The sequence below is a fragment of the Thiomicrospira sp. ALE5 genome, assembly GCF_900112445.1.
In the GTDB taxonomy this organism is placed as follows: Bacteria; Pseudomonadota; Gammaproteobacteria; order Thiomicrospirales; family Thiomicrospiraceae; genus Thiomicrospira.
Genome location: NZ_FOYY01000003.1, coordinates 713,622 through 730,669, shown reverse-complemented (window position 1 = coordinate 730,669; position 17,048 = coordinate 713,622). Strand labels below are relative to the sequence as shown.

At 43.3% G+C, this 17,048-nt stretch carries 13 protein-coding genes; 10 read left to right on the top strand and 3 right to left on the bottom strand.

Annotated features, from left to right (window positions below; all coding sequences use genetic code 11):
- Position 1: 1 nt before the first annotated feature.
- Entirely contained in the window at positions 2 to 934 is a 933-nt protein-coding gene (locus BM293_RS03585; protein WP_093446874.1) for an endonuclease, read from the top strand.
- Between the two features lie 10 nt (positions 935 to 944).
- Here the strand turns inward: BM293_RS03585 and BM293_RS03580 are convergent, their stop codons facing one another.
- Positions 945 to 1,358, bottom strand: coding sequence for a hypothetical protein (locus BM293_RS03580; protein ID WP_093446873.1), 414 nt, complete (start codon positions 1,356 to 1,358; stop codon positions 945 to 947).
- Between the two features lie 170 nt (positions 1,359 to 1,528).
- On the opposite strand from BM293_RS03580, the gene BM293_RS03575 reads away from it, so the two are divergent.
- Together BM293_RS03575 and BM293_RS03570 are read left to right on the top strand one after the other, a co-directional pair.
- Positions 1,529 to 2,878 carry a Y-family DNA polymerase gene (locus tag BM293_RS03575; RefSeq protein ID WP_093446871.1) on the top strand — a complete coding sequence of 450 codons (1,350 nt, stop codon included), beginning with the start codon at positions 1,529 to 1,531 and terminating at the stop codon, positions 2,876 to 2,878.
- 442 nt (positions 2,879 to 3,320) lie between these two features.
- A complete protein-coding gene (locus BM293_RS03570; protein WP_093446870.1) occupies positions 3,321 to 5,021 on the top strand; it encodes a YagK/YfjJ domain-containing protein in 1,701 nt (566 codons plus the stop codon).
- Positions 5,022 to 5,028: 7 nt separating this feature from the next.
- Here the strand turns inward: BM293_RS03570 and BM293_RS03565 are convergent, their stop codons facing one another.
- Positions 5,029 to 6,261: an ATP-binding protein gene (locus tag BM293_RS03565; protein WP_159428446.1), complete on the bottom strand. Its 1,233-nt coding sequence runs from the start codon at positions 6,259 to 6,261 to the stop codon at positions 5,029 to 5,031.
- Positions 6,262 to 6,418: 157 nt separating this feature from the next.
- Positions 6,419 to 8,119 carry a hypothetical protein gene (locus tag BM293_RS03560; protein WP_093446867.1) on the bottom strand — a complete coding sequence of 567 codons (1,701 nt, stop codon included), beginning with the start codon at positions 8,117 to 8,119 and terminating at the stop codon, positions 6,419 to 6,421.
- 613 nt (positions 8,120 to 8,732) lie between these two features.
- Here BM293_RS03560 and BM293_RS03555 point away from each other — a divergent pair.
- The 7 genes from BM293_RS03555 to BM293_RS03525 all read left to right on the top strand — a co-directional run bounded on the left by BM293_RS03555 (position 8,733) and on the right by BM293_RS03525 (position 17,030).
- Positions 8,733 to 11,117 carry a type I restriction-modification system subunit M gene (locus tag BM293_RS03555; protein WP_093447845.1) on the top strand — a complete coding sequence of 795 codons (2,385 nt, stop codon included), beginning with the start codon at positions 8,733 to 8,735 and terminating at the stop codon, positions 11,115 to 11,117.
- A gap of 43 nt (positions 11,118 to 11,160) precedes the next feature.
- Positions 11,161 to 12,459, top strand: a complete 1,299-nt coding sequence (locus BM293_RS03550; RefSeq protein WP_093446865.1) for a restriction endonuclease subunit S — start codon at positions 11,161 to 11,163, stop codon at positions 12,457 to 12,459.
- Between the two features lie 34 nt (positions 12,460 to 12,493).
- On the top strand, positions 12,494 to 13,357 hold the full coding sequence (locus tag BM293_RS03545) for an HNH endonuclease (RefSeq protein WP_093446864.1): 864 nt from the start codon (positions 12,494 to 12,496) through the stop codon (positions 13,355 to 13,357).
- Positions 13,358 to 13,388: 31 nt separating this feature from the next.
- Entirely contained in the window at positions 13,389 to 14,546 is a 1,158-nt protein-coding gene (locus BM293_RS03540) for a DUF4268 domain-containing protein (RefSeq protein ID WP_093446862.1), read from the top strand.
- A gap of 17 nt (positions 14,547 to 14,563) precedes the next feature.
- Entirely contained in the window at positions 14,564 to 14,983 is a 420-nt protein-coding gene (locus BM293_RS03535) for a hypothetical protein (protein WP_093446861.1), read from the top strand.
- Between the two features lie 65 nt (positions 14,984 to 15,048).
- Positions 15,049 to 16,365 (top strand): AAA family ATPase, encoded by a 1,317-nt coding sequence (locus BM293_RS03530; RefSeq protein ID WP_093446859.1) that lies wholly within the window; start codon positions 15,049 to 15,051, stop codon positions 16,363 to 16,365.
- Positions 16,365 to 17,030 (top strand): retron system putative HNH endonuclease, encoded by a 666-nt coding sequence (locus BM293_RS03525; RefSeq protein WP_093446858.1) that lies wholly within the window; start codon positions 16,365 to 16,367, stop codon positions 17,028 to 17,030. Before BM293_RS03530 ends, BM293_RS03525 begins: the two co-directional genes overlap by 1 nt.
- Positions 17,031 to 17,048: the final 18 nt, after the last annotated feature.

The following is a 17,048-nucleotide window of genomic DNA, read 5'->3' as shown; positions in this document are numbered from 1 at the left end:
TATGATTTTAAAGTCTTGGATTCTTGTTTTTGCCCTAATCGTAACGAGCGTTCATGCGGCGCCTGCTAACTTTGACCGAGCTAAAATTGAGTCTAAGCAATACGTCTATTTTGACCGCCATCAAATCGGTGGTGAGTTTTACTGTGGTTGTAATTGGGAATGGGTTGGTCGTTCGGGTGGTCGAGTTAATCATGCCTCTTGCGGTTATCAAGTGCGAGCACAAGAAGTCCGCGCTGCACGAACCGAATGGGAACATATTGTGCCAATTAGCTCAGTCGGTCAGCAGCGCCAGTGTTGGCAAAATGGTGGTCGTCAAAACTGTCAGCGCACCGACCCCGTCTTTAATTTAATGGAAGCGGATATGCACAACCTCACTATTTCGGTGGGTGAGATCAATGCAGACCGCTCTAACTTCAGGTTTGGGGTGTTACCGAGCACGCCATACCAACATGGTCAGTGTGATTTTAAAGTTGATTTTCAGCAACGTGTGGCTGAACCCCGCGATGAAGTGAAAGGCATGGCAGCCCGTGTCTACTTTTACTTTGCGGATTTCTATGGACTCACACTCTCGCGTCAACAGCAGCAATTGTTTATGGCATGGGATAAGCAATTTCCTGTGTCCGACTGGGAGCGTGAACGTGATCAGAGAATTGCATCCAGAATGGGCCATAACAATCCGTTTGTGACCGGGGAAAAACGATGGCATGAAGGATTTAAGCCGTCTATGTCAGGCTTGGTGAGTGAGATCCCGGCAAGCCATCCTGCGGCAACTCAAGCGATAACTGGGCCTGTGCGTGGCAATAAAAACAGCAAAATTTATCATCTACCTCATTGTCCAAGCTACGATGCGATTGCACCGGTTAATCGTATTGAATGGGATAGTGAACAAGAAGCTATTGATGCTGGCTATCGAAAAGCCGGTAATTGTCGCTAAACGCAATCGATTACTTAACCTGTACGGATTCCAAAAACTCTCTTATCGGAATAGGCGTGGGCAGAGGCGGTTGTCGAAGGCGTCGCACTTTGCAGACATGATCTAGGGTCGCTTGACTGGGTCGAACAGGCTCCACAAAGGGCGTTTTCCGATATTGGTCAGGTGCTTCACGTTTTAGCGCCATGAGCCCGGTAGGACAAATTAAATCCGCAAAGTAAATGCTCACTGTGGCATAACCGTCACCCCGTCCAGTTTGTGTGCAGCGCAAACACCATTGTGAACTCTCAAAAAGGTTGGCTAACTTCTCATCTGGGACGTTCAAGATACCCTGCATGAATATGAGCAGTTTACCAATTGCTTTTTTGTTGGGCCGATAAGGTTTGAGTCGATCATCTCTAGATAGCGTAAGTCGGAGTCTTCTCATGAGGGCGTGTCCTGAATACATCTGTTCGATACAAAATAATGGGATTGATTGTAAACCCAATTACTAGATATTGTCATATCATCAAATAAGTAAGTTCTCTATTTTACGCATTTAATGCTTGTGTAACACCAATCAAGCGATGTAACATATTTCAAAAAGTGGAGTATGTGATGCTTATCTTTGCCCTCGTCGATGCCAACAGTTTTTATGCGTCCTGTGAAATTTCATTTCGGCCAGACCTCGCCAAGCGTCCCGTTGTGGTGCTATCGAATAACGACGGCTGTATCGTGGCAGCAAATCAAATCGCCAAAGATTTGGCCAACCAACATACCCAAAACTATGGCTCAGGTGGTTACGCGTCAGCCAAACCCACCAGTATGATGTTTCAACCCTACTTTAAAGTTGCGTCCTTTTTAGAACGACACAATACCGCCGTGTTTAGTTCTAACTATGAGCTCTATGGCGATATGAGTGCGCGGATGCATCGTATGCTTGGAGAGTTCGCGGCGGCACAAGAGATCTATTCGATTGATGAGTCGTTTCTAGATCTCACGGGGATGACAGGATTAGTGGGCGACCTAACCGCCTATGCTCAGATGATCAAACAAAAGATTCATCAAGGGCTGGGGTTGCCGGTAGCTGTCGGGATTGGCTCGTCTAAAACCCTTGCCAAGTTAGCCAATCATTTGGCTAAAAAACGTGTGCAGTTCAAAGGGGTGCTGGATCTGACCGCTGTGAGTGAAGACACCTTAAATGCGCTCCTCAAGCAAGTTGAGATTGGCGATGTGTGGGGGGTGGGAAGACGCTATGCGGATAAGCTTGTCGCCATGGGTATCAAAAGTGCCTATGATCTTAAGGTGGCCAATATCAAAACTCTGCGTAAGCAGTTTGGGGTCATCATGGAGCGAATGGTACGCGAGTTAAATGGCCAGGCCTGCTTAACTTTGGAGATGGTACCACCAGATAAAAAACAAATCGTGCGCTCCAAATCGTTTGGTCAACCGGTGCATGATCTCAAAAAGCTCGAACAAGCAGTTGCCACCTATGCTGCCCGTGCTGCTGAAAAGTTGCGCCAACAGCATGGTGTGTGTCAGTATCTGAGTGTATCGATCCGTACCAATCCCTTTAAACAAGACCAACCCTTTTATGCCAATCACCATGCCATGGGGTTAGTCTATCCCACGGACAGTACCATCTTAATCACCAAACTCGCTAAACGTCTACTCAAGCGCATTTATCAACCTGGATGTGCCTATCACAAAGCGGCTGTATGTTTGGGTGAGATCAGCGTAAAAGGGGCGATGCAGCTGGATGTTTTTGCGCCCGACCCGCAATACAGCGCCAATCCTAAGTCCGATGCGCTGATGTCTGTCATGGATAAGGTCAATGCGAAATTCGGAAAAGGGTCTTTGGAGCTGGCATCGCAGGGGTTAAAGCAAAAAGAGCAATGGGCCATGCGCAGGGCGATGTGTTCACCCCGCTATACTACTAGGATTGATGAGGTGATGGTGGTTTACTGACTGGTGTTTCATAGCTTATTTGAGCAGGGGAAATCAAGGCTATCTTGGTTAGACTATCATTTCGACGTGTTAAAACTATCATTCTAATGAATTACTTAGATAATTGTATTAATTAATCTTTTGAATTAAAAGTGTAAAAATAAACTGATCGTTGTCATATACTATGAGTAAGTTTTCCGAAACTCGCGGGTAAGGACACGCTAGGGTTTTGAAAGATAAAAAACGGACAACACTTGTAAAAAGACGAATAAACCGGTCTAGACTTGCGGGTTATTTATGTTGTTATTATACTTAATATAACTACATCAAAAATAAGCAGTCACTAAGACTGCTAATAAGCTAAAGTCACGATTCAGCTTACCCAGCTAATACGGCTTTTTACATCTTCTCATAGTATATCCGTTCTTACTCACTGTTTAATCTATCAACAGGAGCTAAGACCATGATTAACGCAACACTGACACAAAAAACTAAACCCCATAACAAGCAGCGCCGCTTTGCTAATACCAAAAAATTCAAAGGTGAAGCGAAGGCTTACCGGCAGGGACGTTTAACTCATACGAAGTTAATGAGTTTAAACGTCACCCATGCTACGTTTCATAACGGGTATCGTATCCTAACCGATAAAGGGCCATTACTGGTGGATGCCCTAAACAAAATGATTGAAACCACCGTCACGACCTACTTACAATGGGACAGGGTATTTGCCACACGGGTTGATCTTTATTTTCCAACAGACTGGTCACAAGAACAACGTTTAGCGCAGGATTACTTTTCTAAGTTTATTCGCTCATTAAATGAGCAGTTGAATCATCTAAATAGCAAGCTTGCACATTCCGGTAATCAGCGTGATTTAGCGGTGCGGTTTTTTCGTTCTATTGAAGTGGCACCGGAGCGGGGTCTGCATATTCATTGTCTGTTATTGTTTAATGGTCATCAACACCGGTCTTTGGGGGATTTTGGTAAACCGCATATTAAACAGTGGAATGAGAACGGTGAACCGACTCATCCTCATCAATGGCCTTTAAATAATACCTTACTTCAACAAGACAGCTTAGGGCGTAAAATACTGGCCGCTTGGGCGAGTGCCTTATTAGGTTATGATCGAACATTTGTCGATAAAACCAACACTGACTGGCGTTTGAATACCCCTAACAGTGCCCATATTGAAAAGGTGTTTAATCAGGGTTTAGTGCATTTTGCTAAGTCTTGGTCACCGTCCAAACATCACGACACCTCGGTTCGTAAACAAAGTAAACTTGAGCAGCTTGAGCATGTGATTTTTGCGGGGTGCTACCTATGTAAGGCTGCAAGCAAACAAAGGCTACAGTCAGGCGCTAAGGGCTTTATAAAGGTCACGCAAAGCTCCTCGGCCAAGCGTAATCCAAAAGGCACACAACGGGCTGAACGTTTACATCGTTTTCAGGTTAAGCTCCCCTTGTTTAATCCCTTTAATCAAAGCGATGGGTTTGAGCTCTCACACCACGAGTTAGATCTTTACAGTCAGCTAGATCACAACGATTACATTTTACGAGATTTACAAGGTGTAAATCGCTACCTTGAAGAAAGTATTCAACACCATCATCGTTCAATCGTTATGCTGTCTTTCGAGCTAGAGCTTAATGAGCAAGCACTGCAACAATCGTATAGTACGCCGGTCATTCCTGGCTTCATTCGTGAATTGAACCGTGATTTACAACTTGAGTTTAATCAAGATTGGTATGTCACTGTACCAGCCTACGGTCAGCCAATAAATACGCATGGATGGCCTAAATTTTTTAAAAAACGAAATCCAGAATATAAAGTGTTTGGACTTCAAAAAGAAGTCCTCTACAAAGGGCAGCGCAAGCTTAAACTGGGCCTGCTGATTTCAAAGTCACTTTATGACTTAGTGAATCACACTTCAAAGCCTTGGGAGCAGCGTATTTTAGCGGCGGCCTCTTTCACCCTGGAAGCCATGTTAAAAGCGCCTCAGGGACCGCTTAGGCTCGATATAACTCACTGCCAATATAAGCGCGAAGGTGATCGTTGTTTTATACACTTACTCAACCATGCGGCTGAGTTTGCACAATCAGAAAACACACCACCAGATTTAGCGCCGCCTTATATCTGGTATCAGGACTTACCAAAAGCTTATAACTGAGTAACGGCTATCTAATCGCTGTCAATGTATCCCCTCCATGTTTCGTAACCCTAGGGCGGCTCATAATCTTATTGGCTTGGCGACTAAAGCCTATATCGGTTGATTTGCTCGCCCATATATAGGCCTCACCGGGTTTTAGGGTATTGAGCTTTTCAGGTGAGACATTTAATAAGGCTGAATTGGATAGCTGTAAATGTTTAAGCCATTGCGGTGAATTAAACTTATGCATCAGAATGATCGAAGCAAGCTCAATCAAGGTTGTTGGGATGGATTGCGGATCTTGGCTGGCAAGAATCACACTTGTACCACGATGACGCATTTCACGAACGGCTTCAGTGAGTGCACCTACTAACGATGGGTTGTTAATATACTTATGGCACTCATCAAACATAATAACCTTGTTAAAGGGCTTACCCTGATAGCGTGACTCTGAGAAGAGGTTAAGCAGGATAATAAACAACCCCAGTGCTTCGTTCTTTTCAGTCAGTTCATCACGTATATCGACTATAACGAGGCGACCGGGTTTGAGTAGCGAGTGAATATCACTGTCTTCACAAATAAACTGCTCAGCAAACATAAGCCGCATCATGGCAAGGTTGATAATGTTGTCATTGAGTCCAGATTTCAAGATTTTGTCCTTCAGCATATCAAGGGTGATGTTGTTTCGGTAGAACCTGATAATTTGATTCAGATAACGCAAATAGGCTGCATCATTTCCAGCTGCCCCCATTAAAATCTTCCAATGACTTGCATGAAGTTGTTTTGATGAGAATTGTAATGGCAGAACCTGTATATCTGGATGCTCTTCTTGGCGTTGTTCCACTTTATCTTTAGGGCAGAGAATGATCACGTCATTCAAGCCGCTAGGTCTTGCCCCATATTTTGCTTGTAACTCACGCACTTGTTGGGCGTTGTCATTTGGGTGAATCATTGAACAGGATTCTGACGTATAGGTTTGGGTTTCGCTAAAATGAAACACCACCGTAGCCATTTCATGTTGTAGGTAGTTAATGCCGTTAAATTTTTGCGTAGACATTTCTAAAATTGACCCGCAAGTATAGCTTTTACCGCTACCTTGTAGTCCAGTCGAAATGATTGTTTGCGGATGGTTTAAATCAATGGCTATCTTTCGACCGGCAGACTCACCGATTAAACCGTATTGTTGGCTATCGGCACTCACACCCAGTGCAATATCGAATGGCAGTTTAGGAGGTATATGCGCCTGAGCTTTGGGAAACATGGGAACTTTTTTTCCGTTAACAATATGATTAAGCATGTTTAAGAATCCTTCTTGTTTGATGCGACATTGCGGGGTTGTTTTACAGAATTCAGCCAAATAGCCACTTAAACCCCGCTAATGTCAAAAAAAATTAAATTAGATGTCGTAATGTCGCAGCCTAAACGTAGGCCGCACTGATGCCCTGTAAGACGGGGTTATGGTTAAAGTTCACCACAATAGACTTGTTAATACCGATCTGTGGGTCAACCTCAAATGTCCACTCACTCAGTCGTTTTGAGCGTCCATGAGAGACGCATTTCACGCCAAGATCTTGGAGTAGGGAATGAGCCTGTTTTAAATCTGCACCGAATTTTCTAGGCGATAAGATTTCAAGACTCACACCTTCACCTTGTGCGTAATAATCAAGTTCATTTAGCCACTCTTTTAACGATTGCGTAACCGATACCCCAGGATGGTCTTTTGCCCACAAATAAACCAAGTAAGCCGAGTCATTGTTATCCAATCTTAAAAAGGCATTTTGATTTGACCACTCAATGAACTCATCAACGAATTTTTGGGGTGTGCCGTGAATCAGATAAGAAATCTCACAACCAAGCCGAATAAAGCCCTGCATATTGTCAAACCCGTATATATCAACGGTATAAGGCACTTGGCTCTGACAAAAGCTAGGGTAGATGGTGTGTGAGACCAGTTGAGTTAAGCGTAAAAGCTCAATTCTGGCGTTATCTATTAGAGCAAGATCGATGTGTGCACTGGGTACAAAAACACAATTTTCCGGCAGGTGTAAAGATACTGTGCGTTGATAAAGGGCGGGCAGGGTTATAACCGACTCGGGTGCTTTGATTAGCATAGGTCTTTTAAGACGGCACAGCGTGGAGTATTTGGCTTTGGGTTGGGCTGCGACAATAGCCGTACCGTCTAGAAACTCAATAATGCCTGCCTGTACATCTTCATTCATTTTTTTGTATGTATGCAATACAAAAGAAATTAAATATTCATTAAAGCCGTATCGCATTACCTGCTCAAGCTTTTTGGGTAAGGGTTTGCTGGGTTCAAGAGTGTCATCAATCAAGGCTTTAATTGTCTTAAAAACGGTTAGACCGTGCGCTTCATTGTTTCCGGTAATTTCAACTAACAGGTGTTGTTTACCAATTAGCGTATGAACAAGCGAAGCCAGCGTAATCATACCAAGTTTATCAGGCACACCGATTTGGTTGATGAGCTGCAATAAATTTGTTGTGTAGGCTATCGCGTTAGCACGCGCATTAATTAAGGTTTGTGAACTAAAATCATCATAATGTTGGGCATATTGAGGCCATTTTGCACCGGTGGGTACAAACACGCCTTGAGGAAAAGGTGAGTTGTTTTGCGGCAGTGGAAGCAATGGAATGACATTGCCCGGCTGAAGTGCATAACCAATGTAGTAATGCCTTTGGTCAATCACTCTGATGCTTGGATTTGTAACAATTTCAGCGTCTTTAAACCAAAGATGCGTATTGGTTCTGAGCAGAATGAACGTATTATCTATCACTTTGGGCGCAAGATCAGCCATGCCTAGGTCTTGAATGGCTATTTTGGTGAGTTGATCTTTGAATTCTTGGCTATCGAAAGTGTAATACCATCCATTAAGATAGCAATAAAGTGTTCCAAATTCATTGATGCCCATGTATAGCGTAGCCAATGCCGGATGATTTTTAAACCACATCACACGAAATAAAATTTCAAGCTGTTGCCCAGCCTTGCCTCTGCGATATGCAGCCGGTATTTCCGGCATTTTGTGTACCGGTGTTGCTCGCATATTGGTGAGGATTTCACCGGATTTTTCGTCTATTACAATAGGGTGTTTTTTTTGAGTCATGATTGACCTCCAAATAAATTAAATTAAAAAGTAGCACCTAGATTGGTTGCAGCATCAATCTTACCAGTGTTTGTACTGTGTTAAGTTTATGAAAAATAAAGGGTTTATGTCTCATTGTTACCCTTTTTGATTCAGGTTTTCCCAAGGTGTTTCAAAAATTAGCTATAGATCTTTTTTATAATCTTCGATTAGTTTTATTAATGAAAATTATTTTTTGTGCCATCGTGTGTCTTTTGATTTCAGGCATCAAAACAGGCTTGATTTGAATATTTTTGGCGGCATAATCGAAAGTAAGTTTTAACTAGGCGATAGAAGGAAGTCGCTTTTTAGGGTCGAGTAGGCAGAGCTGAAAATGAGAGATTTTGGCTCAACTTGCTTCGGTATAAGCATCACGTTAAAAACACTGAATTGGGTAGGGCAGGATCAGTGAAATCAAGACTCGATTAATGAGAAATTATTTAGGAGGGCAGGATAAGGGTCAGAAAACCGGTTGTTTCAATGAGTGCTGAGCAATTGCTTGGCACTGTTTCAAGGGAGGGATTTTAAAAAGAGTGTAATTATTACCGCTATAATGCGTGATAGAAAACTTAAAAAACAAATTAAAGGGTTATCAATGGATCACAGTGTTCACAACAAGCTCGTTTCGTTTATCTGGAGTATTGCCGACGATTGCTTGCGCGATGTCTATGTACGCGGCAAATACCGCGATGTGATCTTGCCAATGGTAGTGTTGCGCCGCTTGGATACCTTGCTCGAACCGACCAAGGGCGCGGTGTTAGACGAGGTTAAATTCCAAAAAGAGGAAATGGATGCAGTGGAGTTGGACGATGCGCCATTACGCGAAGCATCGGGCTATGTGTTTTACAACACCTCCAAGTGGACACTGAAAAGCCTGTTCAGCACGGCAACCAACAACCAACAGATTCTACTGGCCAACTTTGAAGAGTATTTGGCCGGGTTTAGCGACAACGTGAAAGAAATTGTTGAGCGCTTCAAGCTTAAATCCCAAGTACGCCACATGGCCAGCAAAGATGTCTTGCTAGACGTGCTGGAAAAGTTTGTCTCACCTTACATCAACCTAACGCCGAATGATAGTGAAGCGCCAGATGGCAGTAAGTTGCCCGCTTTAACCAACTTAGGCATGGGCTATGTGTTTGAAGAACTGATTCGAAAATTTAACGAAGAAAACAACGAAGAAGCCGGAGAACACTTTACCCCGCGTGAAGTGATCGAGTTGATGACGCATTTGGTGTTTGACCCGATTCAACACAACTTACCGCTTACCCTGACCGTGTATGATCCGGCGTGCGGAAGTGGCGGGATGTTGACCGAAGCGCAGAATTTTATCGAAGAACGTTATCCCAACGCCAACCGCGATATTTACCTCTACGGCAAAGAGATCAACGACGAAACCTACGCGATTTGTAAATCCGACATGATGATCAAGGGCAACAACCCTGAAAACATTAAAGTCGGCTCAACGCTGTCCACCGATGAATTTGCCGGTAACAAGTTTGACTTTATGCTCTCCAACCCGCCCTACGGCAAAAGCTGGGCATCCGATCAAAAATCGATTAAAGACGGCAAGGATGTGGTTGATTCACGTTTTAAAGTTCAACTTGCCAATTATTGGGGTGAAGTTGAAGAGGTGGATGCCACACCGCGTTCCAGCGACGGCCAACTGCTGTTCCTGATGGAAATGGTCAGCAAAATGAAAAACCCGGCCAACAGTGCGCTGGGTTCACGTATTGCATCGGTTCACAATGGCTCCAGCTTATTCACTGGCGATGCCGGCAGCGGAGAGAGCAATATCCGCCGTTACCTAATCGAAAACGATATGCTGGACGCCATCGTGCAACTGCCGAACAACCTGTTTTACAACACCGGCATTACCACCTATATTTGGCTACTCAATAACAACAAGCCTGCTAACCGCAAAGGCAAGGTGCAGCTCATTGATGCCAGCTTGCTGTATCGCAAACTGCGCAAAAACCTAGGCAATAAAAACTGCGAGTTTGCGCCAGAGCATATTCAGCAGATTGTGCAAACCTATCTCGATTGCGCCTCAATCGAACGCCAAAAAGACGCCAATAACGACCCGATTGGGCTGGCGAGCAAAGTGTTTAATAACGCCGATTTTGGTTATTACAAAGTCACCATTGAACGCCCGGATCGTCGCAGTGCCCAGTTCAGCGCCGAACGCCTGGCCGATTTACGCTTTGACAAAAGCCTGCTCGAACCGATGCAATCGGTCTATGCCAGCTATGGCGATGCGGTGTATCAAGCCGACTTTTTAACCGACAAGGCCGACGAGATCATAAAAGCACTTGAAGACCAACAAATCGAACTCAATAGCAAACAACGCAAAAACCTGTTTAACCACCAGGCCTGGTTAAAGCAACGTGATTTATTGCAAACCGCAGAAACGCTCATGGACAAAATCGGCACTGAACAAACCGACGACTTTAACGCCTTTAGCCAGCAAGTCGATAACGTTATCAAAGCCGAAAAAATCAAACTCAGCGCCCCTGAGAAAAAAGCCATTCTCAATGCCGTCAGTTGGTACAACGAAGCAGCGGCGAAGGTGGTTAAAAAGGTCGAAAAACTCAGCGGTGACAAGCTGCAATCTTTACTGGCGCGATTGGGTTGCGCTGAAGCCGACTTGCCGGATTACGGTTATTACCCGACTGGAAAAAAAGGCGAATTTATCAGCTATGAAAGCAGCTCGGATTTACGCGACAGCGAATCGATTCCGCTCAGTCAGTCTATTCACGACTACTTTTTAGCGGAAGTCAAACCCCATGTGGATGAGGCCTGGTTAAACCTTGATTCAGTCAAAATCGGCTATGAAATCAGCTTTAACAAATACTTCTACCAACACAAACCGCTGCGAAGCTTAGACGAGGTTGCGCAAGAAATGATTGAGCTGGAACAACAAGCCGAAGGCCTGATTGCCGAGATTTTGGGCGTGTCGGTTCAGAAAGTGCAGGGGGTTTGAAAATGAACCACGAAGCGCACCAAGTACACGAAGGGGTTTGGCAATGATGCAATTAACCCACTATCCAAAATATGAGCGTTATAAAGATTCGGGGGTTGAATGGTTGGGGGAAGTTCCGTCTGATTGGTTTTCTTTTCCACTAAAAGCTAAAGCGTCATTAAAATCAGAAATTAATCATACTGGTGAAGACTTGTTATCCGTATATTTGGATAAAGGTGTAATCAAGTTTGATGAAGTTGAAGCGAAAAGAACTAACGTAACCAGCTTGGATTTAACCAAATATCAGCTTGTTGAAGCAGGGGACTTTGTGTTGAATAATCAGCAGGCATGGCGAGGATCTGTAGGTGTCTCAAAATATAGAGGAATAGTAAGTCCTGCATATATTGTTCTGTCATTAGCAAGTGACATCAGACTAGAGTATGCAAATTATTTATTCCGTGATCAATCCATGGTTGCTCACTATCTTGTTTGCTCAAAAGGTGTAGGTACTATTCAGAGAAACTTATATTGGCCTCACGTCAAAAATGTACCAATATTTCTGCCATCTTTAAACGAGCAGGAGCGAATCGCCAACTTCCTTGACCAAAAAACCGCGCAAATTGATCAAGCGGTGGCGATTAAGGAAAAGCAAATCGCCCTGCTCAAAGAGCGCAAACAAATCCTGATCCAAAACGCCGTCACCCAAGGCCTCAACCCCAATGTGCCGATGAAAGACAGCGGCATCGACTGGATCGGCCAAATCCCCGCGCATTGGAGTTTGCAGCCAGGTTTTATGATTTTTTCAGAGTCTAAGAGAATCAACAAAGGAATGGTTGACGATAGTGTCCTTTCATTAAGCTATGGAAATATCATCCTTAAACCAAAGGAAAAATTAGTTGGTCTGGTTCCTGAATCGTTTGAAACATATCAATTAGTCCAACCTGGAGATATCATTGTTAGGTGTACTGATTTGCAAAATGATAAAACAAGTCTTAGAACTGGAATATCAAAGTTTTATGGAATTATCACGAGTGCTTACTTAAACCTAAGAGTCAAAACAGAAGTTGCTGACTATATTTATAGCTATCTTCACGCCTTAGACATTACAAAAGTAATTTATAAGTTTGGCTCTGGCCTTAGACAGAACCTTAGCTTTAATGACTTTAAGCACATGAAAATAGTTGTACCTCCCATCGAGGAGCAAAAAGATATCGTCGAATTCATACAAACCAAATCCCAAAAAATCGATCAAGCCATTGCCTTGCAACAGCAGCAAATCGACAAACTCAAAGAATACAAAACCACACTAATCAACAGCGCCGTCACCGGCAAAATCAAAATCACCCGTGAAGGGTTGGTGTAGTGCCGGATTTGAGTAGATTATTAAAAGGTGAAGCATGAGCAAGGAAGCCACATACAAAGCAATTGAAAATATTGCTAATAAATTTGGATTTTTACGAGACGTCAAGACGACTAGGAAACGAAGCACAGGTGAATGGGCTGAAAGTGATAAGACGCTTAAGTTTTCGAAGGGTAATGCTGCTCATTTTTATATTGTTAAAAATGACTCAGATTCGAAAATGAAGCTTTTGGCTGTATTTCACCCAAACCTTAAAGAAAGGCTCAATAAACTTTCAGGTCAGCGTGGATTACCTTCTTGGACTAAAGTCCTTGGTGATAAGGATTGGAAGCATAACGCAAGTTTAAAAGAATTCCCAAAGCGTTTGAACAAAGGGAAGGAAGAGATCGGATACGGTTATCCAATTTCTTTTGAAGGTGCTAGCACTATGGCCTTTTTTGAACGTGTTTTGAATGAGGTGTATGCATGCAGTGATCTACCTTCAACAACTGACAGTGACTCAGTGTTACCTCTTCCAACTGATGACATAACCTTGCGCTTAATTGAAGCGCGCCAAGGACAGGGATTGTTCAGGAGTGTAGCCTTGGAAAAGTTCAATTCAACTTGTGTTGTGACAGGTTCAAAGATAGTTGCTATCTTGGAAGCGGCACACATCATGCCTTATGCGGATGTTAAAGATACACGGCAGGACAATGCCCTTTTAATGCGATCTGATGTTCATACGCTTTTTGATTTAGGCTTGGTAAGGGTTGAAGTTCAGATGGATGAGCTTGTTGTCAAATTGACTGAAGAATTGATGAGTACAGAGTATGCCCCTTATCATGGGAAGATACTCGATCTTAGCTTGTCAGAACACATGAAGACAAATGTGTCTGAACGAAATTTAAAATATGTTAGCTGATTGATGGGTTAATAAGATACCAGGGAAGACAATGTTTACAATCGATTCACAAGCCAATCGTATCCAGCCGGTTAAAACGAAAACTTTTAGTGAGCTGGGATTTACCGAGCGTAAGCATCTGCAAGAGTGGTTGGCGCATCAGCCAAACGCGCTAGGCGAAGAGCTGCTGATTATTCAAAAAGAATTTGATGGCTTTGATGATACCAAGGAACGCCTTGATCTGCTGGCGTTGGATAAAGAGGGTAATCTGGTCATTATCGAAAATAAACTCGATGACAGTGGCCGTGATGTGGTTTGGCAGGCATTGAAATATGCCTCCTATTGCGCTAGTTTGACCAAGGCGCAAATCGTTGAGATTTATCAGCAGTATTTGCAGCGCTATGAACACACGCCTTCTAATGCTGATCAAAAACAGCCTACCGCTGCGCAACGGATTTGTGAGTTTTTAGAAGCCCCGGATTTAGATGAGGTAAAACTGAATTTGGGCAATAGCCAGCGTGTGTTGTTGGTAGCGGCGAATTTCCGTAAAGAAGTAACCAGTACCGCGATTTGGTTGCTAGGGCAGGGTATCCAGATTCAGTGCTTTAAAGTCACGCCTTATGCGTTTAATGATCAATTGTTTATTAGTATGGATCAGATTATCCCCACCCCTGAAGCGCAGGAGTTGATGATTGGTATTAGCGCCAAAGAAGCCGAAGAAAAGACTACCGAGGTGGTGTTGAAAAATGCCGAGAAGCTTCGCCGCGCTTATTGGGAGCAAGCATTGGAGGTATTTCAGGCGAGTCCATGTGTACTTTACAACAATATCAGCCCCAGCAAAGACCATTGGCTGTCCGCTGGTTCTGGCGTAACCGGCTGCCCTTATAATTTAATCTTTTTACAAAAAGAGTTACGTGTAGAGCTAAAAATTGGAAGAAACGTAGTTGAAGAAAATAAGTTCATATTCGATTTCCTTTACCAAATGAAAGGTGTAATTGAGACGACATTCGGTGAACCGCTTCATTGGATGCGTTTAGACGACAAGAAAATGTCACGTATCCAGTTTGCCTGTCAAGCAGATGGCTATAACCGAGATAAATGGCATGATCACATTCAATGGCAATTGGCGCAAATGATACGTTTTGAAAAAGCCTTGAAACAGCCATTACTCAAAGCCGCCGAGGCGCTGAAAAGGCAAGGTTTTAATTAATTTTGGGTATTTCAAGTATGAGCTTAGAAGAATTTAATAAACATCAGCAGGACGTGAGAGCTAGAACAGAGTCATTAACAAAAGCAATGTTAGTTTTATCAGGCGGAGCTTTATCGATTTCGATAGGGATTTTTCTGAATAGTAAGCCCCAGTTTTTAATAAACTTTGTACCTTACTTGCAATTTTCATGGGGGTTGTTATCCATGACTATTTTAAGTTTGATAATTATGCTGTTTTTGGTAATTGCTAGAGATTACAGGTTTGGCGAGCGTTGGAGATTACTTCTTGATGGAGAGTTTCAAGGAAGAGTAGAAAACCACACCCCTTGGGATCGAGCAATTTGGATGTTAGGCTTTATTGCGTTAGGGTCTTTTGTATTTGGGTTTGGGTTGTTAATCTACTCAGCAATAGCTTTCCTGGGAGTATATAACCAGTGAATATTTTGAGCTTGGTAATAAGCGAATTAATTTTTATGAAGATCCATTAATTTAGCAGAAAATGTATGAGATTAGAGCAAATAACATTATGTAATTTCCGGCGATTTAGCGAATTGCGCATGACCTTTCATCCCCGTTTAACGGTGATTGTCGCAAAAAATGGTCAAGGTAAAACCTCTATTTTAGATGGTGCCACTGTAGCGCTAGGCTCGTATTTTTCGAGCTTTGAGTTTGGGCAAGCACGTAATTTTGATCGATATGATGCAAGATACGCTTCTAAGCTCAAAAATCTAGAGAAAGATCAATGTTATCCGGTTTCTGTCTCAGCGGATGTTCATTTTGCTAACCAGTCACACCAGATTTTAAGAGAACTGCGTAGCGCCAAAGGCAGAACCACAACCGGCGACGCCGCTGAAATCAATCAATATTCAAAATCCTTAGCGCAATCCTTAACCTCTAATCAAGCGGTTTCGTTGCCTCTGTTGGCTTACTATGGGTCAGGGAGATTGTGGAATAGTCACAAGAACATGAAGCGCAAGCTGGTATTAACAGCAAGCCGTAGCATGGGGTATGAGGACTGTTTTAGCGCCGCCTCTTCATACAAGCAAGTACAAGAATGGATGATCAAGGCGACTTTTGCTGTTATTCAAGAGAGCAGGATGGACGAATACCCTGACTCAAATTTAAAGAATCAGCTTGAATGTGTTCAAAAAAGCATCAACCAAGTTCTTGAACCAGAAGGCTGGCGCAATTTTCATTACAGCATCCCACATGAAGAACTCGCAATGATTCATGATCAACTTGGCCCGTTGCCGGTATCGTTACTCAGTGATGGTGTGCGAGCGATGGTTTCCATGGTCGCCGATATGGCGTGGCGCTGTGCAAAACTGAATCCGCATTTTGGTGAAATGGCGGCACAAAAAACCGATGGCATCGTTTTGATTGATGAAGTTGATATGCATCTTCATCCTGAATGGCAGCAGCGGGTTATTCAGTCTTTGACCAAAACATTTCCTAACATTCAATTTATTGTCACAACCCATAGTCCACAAGTGCTTTCGACAGTGCCCAAGGAATCAATTCGCGTGTTGTCAGAGCATAACGGTGAAATGACTGCCGAAGAACCTAAAGCACATTCTTACGGTGAACCAAGTAATGACGTGCTTGAAGCGATCATGGGTGTCGATCCTCAACCACCGGTTGTCGAAAAACAGAATTTAAACAGATTGACAGAGTTGGTAGAGCAGGGGGATTATGAATCCGAAGAGGCGCAAAAGTTGTTCAGTTTGCTTCAAGGCGTTTTGAATGCTGCACATCCTCAGTTGAAAAAAATCGAGCGGTCGATTCGCCGCCATCGATTTTTAAAAGGTGAGGCGAACTAGTGCGCTTTATCAATAAACAAGGTACAGGTGAGTTTCAACTTAACCGATCTAACCAAACACCGCCGGCGACTAGGGAAGATGCAACCAGCCGTTGGGGATCATTTGGCTATAAAGCTGATCTGCTCAAAATACTCACAGCAGAACAACAGGGCTTGTGTGCCTACTCAGAACTTGATCCGGCGGAGTTTGGGCTTCAATCTCACATAGAGCATGTTGAGCCCAAAAGCCAATATCCGCAAAGAACTTTTGATTATCATAACCTGGTGATGAGTGCGTTAGGTTCGGATGATCTGAAACTTAGTGATGTTGATCTATTTGCCGGTCATGCAAAGCAAGAACGTTTCGAGCCAAACCTTTTTATTTCACCACTGAATAGTGCTTGCCAAGACTATTTTGTTTATCTTTCTGATGGGCGGGTTATACCGAACAAGCGCTTAAATAAGTCGGAGAGAGAGAAAGCTGAGTACACGATTGCGTTATTAAACCTTAATTGCGCCTACTTGAAAAATAAGCGTAAAAACTGGATTGATGAACTGGAAGAATTGATTGACCAGCACATCGAAGAGAACTGGTCATTGCATTATTTGGAGCAGATCTATTTGGAGCCATGCAACGAAAAGCTCTATTCATTTTTTAGCGCAAACCAGCAACGCTTTGCTGCTTAATAGTTGGGCTAAATAGAC

Bases quoted from the DNA above. Each gene is read 5' to 3' on its own strand.
- BM293_RS03585 (WP_093446874.1), top strand. From the start codon at position 2: ATGATTTTAAAGTCTTGGATTCTTGTTTTTGCCCTAATCGTAACGAGC.
- BM293_RS03580 (WP_093446873.1), bottom strand. From the start codon at position 1,358: ATGAGAAGACTCCGACTTACGCTATCTAGAGATGATCGACTCAAACCT.
- BM293_RS03575 (WP_093446871.1), top strand. From the start codon at position 1,529: ATGCTTATCTTTGCCCTCGTCGATGCCAACAGTTTTTATGCGTCCTGT.
- BM293_RS03570 (WP_093446870.1), top strand. From the start codon at position 3,321: ATGATTAACGCAACACTGACACAAAAAACTAAACCCCATAACAAGCAG.
- BM293_RS03565 (WP_159428446.1), bottom strand. From the start codon at position 6,261: ATGTTTCCCAAAGCTCAGGCGCATATACCTCCTAAACTGCCATTCGAT.
- BM293_RS03560 (WP_093446867.1), bottom strand. From the start codon at position 8,119: ATGACTCAAAAAAAACACCCTATTGTAATAGACGAAAAATCCGGTGAA.
- BM293_RS03555 (WP_093447845.1), top strand. From the start codon at position 8,733: ATGGATCACAGTGTTCACAACAAGCTCGTTTCGTTTATCTGGAGTATT.
- BM293_RS03550 (WP_093446865.1), top strand. From the start codon at position 11,161: ATGATGCAATTAACCCACTATCCAAAATATGAGCGTTATAAAGATTCG.
- BM293_RS03545 (WP_093446864.1), top strand. From the start codon at position 12,494: ATGAGCAAGGAAGCCACATACAAAGCAATTGAAAATATTGCTAATAAA.
- BM293_RS03540 (WP_093446862.1), top strand. From the start codon at position 13,389: ATGTTTACAATCGATTCACAAGCCAATCGTATCCAGCCGGTTAAAACG.
- BM293_RS03535 (WP_093446861.1), top strand. From the start codon at position 14,564: ATGAGCTTAGAAGAATTTAATAAACATCAGCAGGACGTGAGAGCTAGA.
- BM293_RS03530 (WP_093446859.1), top strand. From the start codon at position 15,049: ATGAGATTAGAGCAAATAACATTATGTAATTTCCGGCGATTTAGCGAA.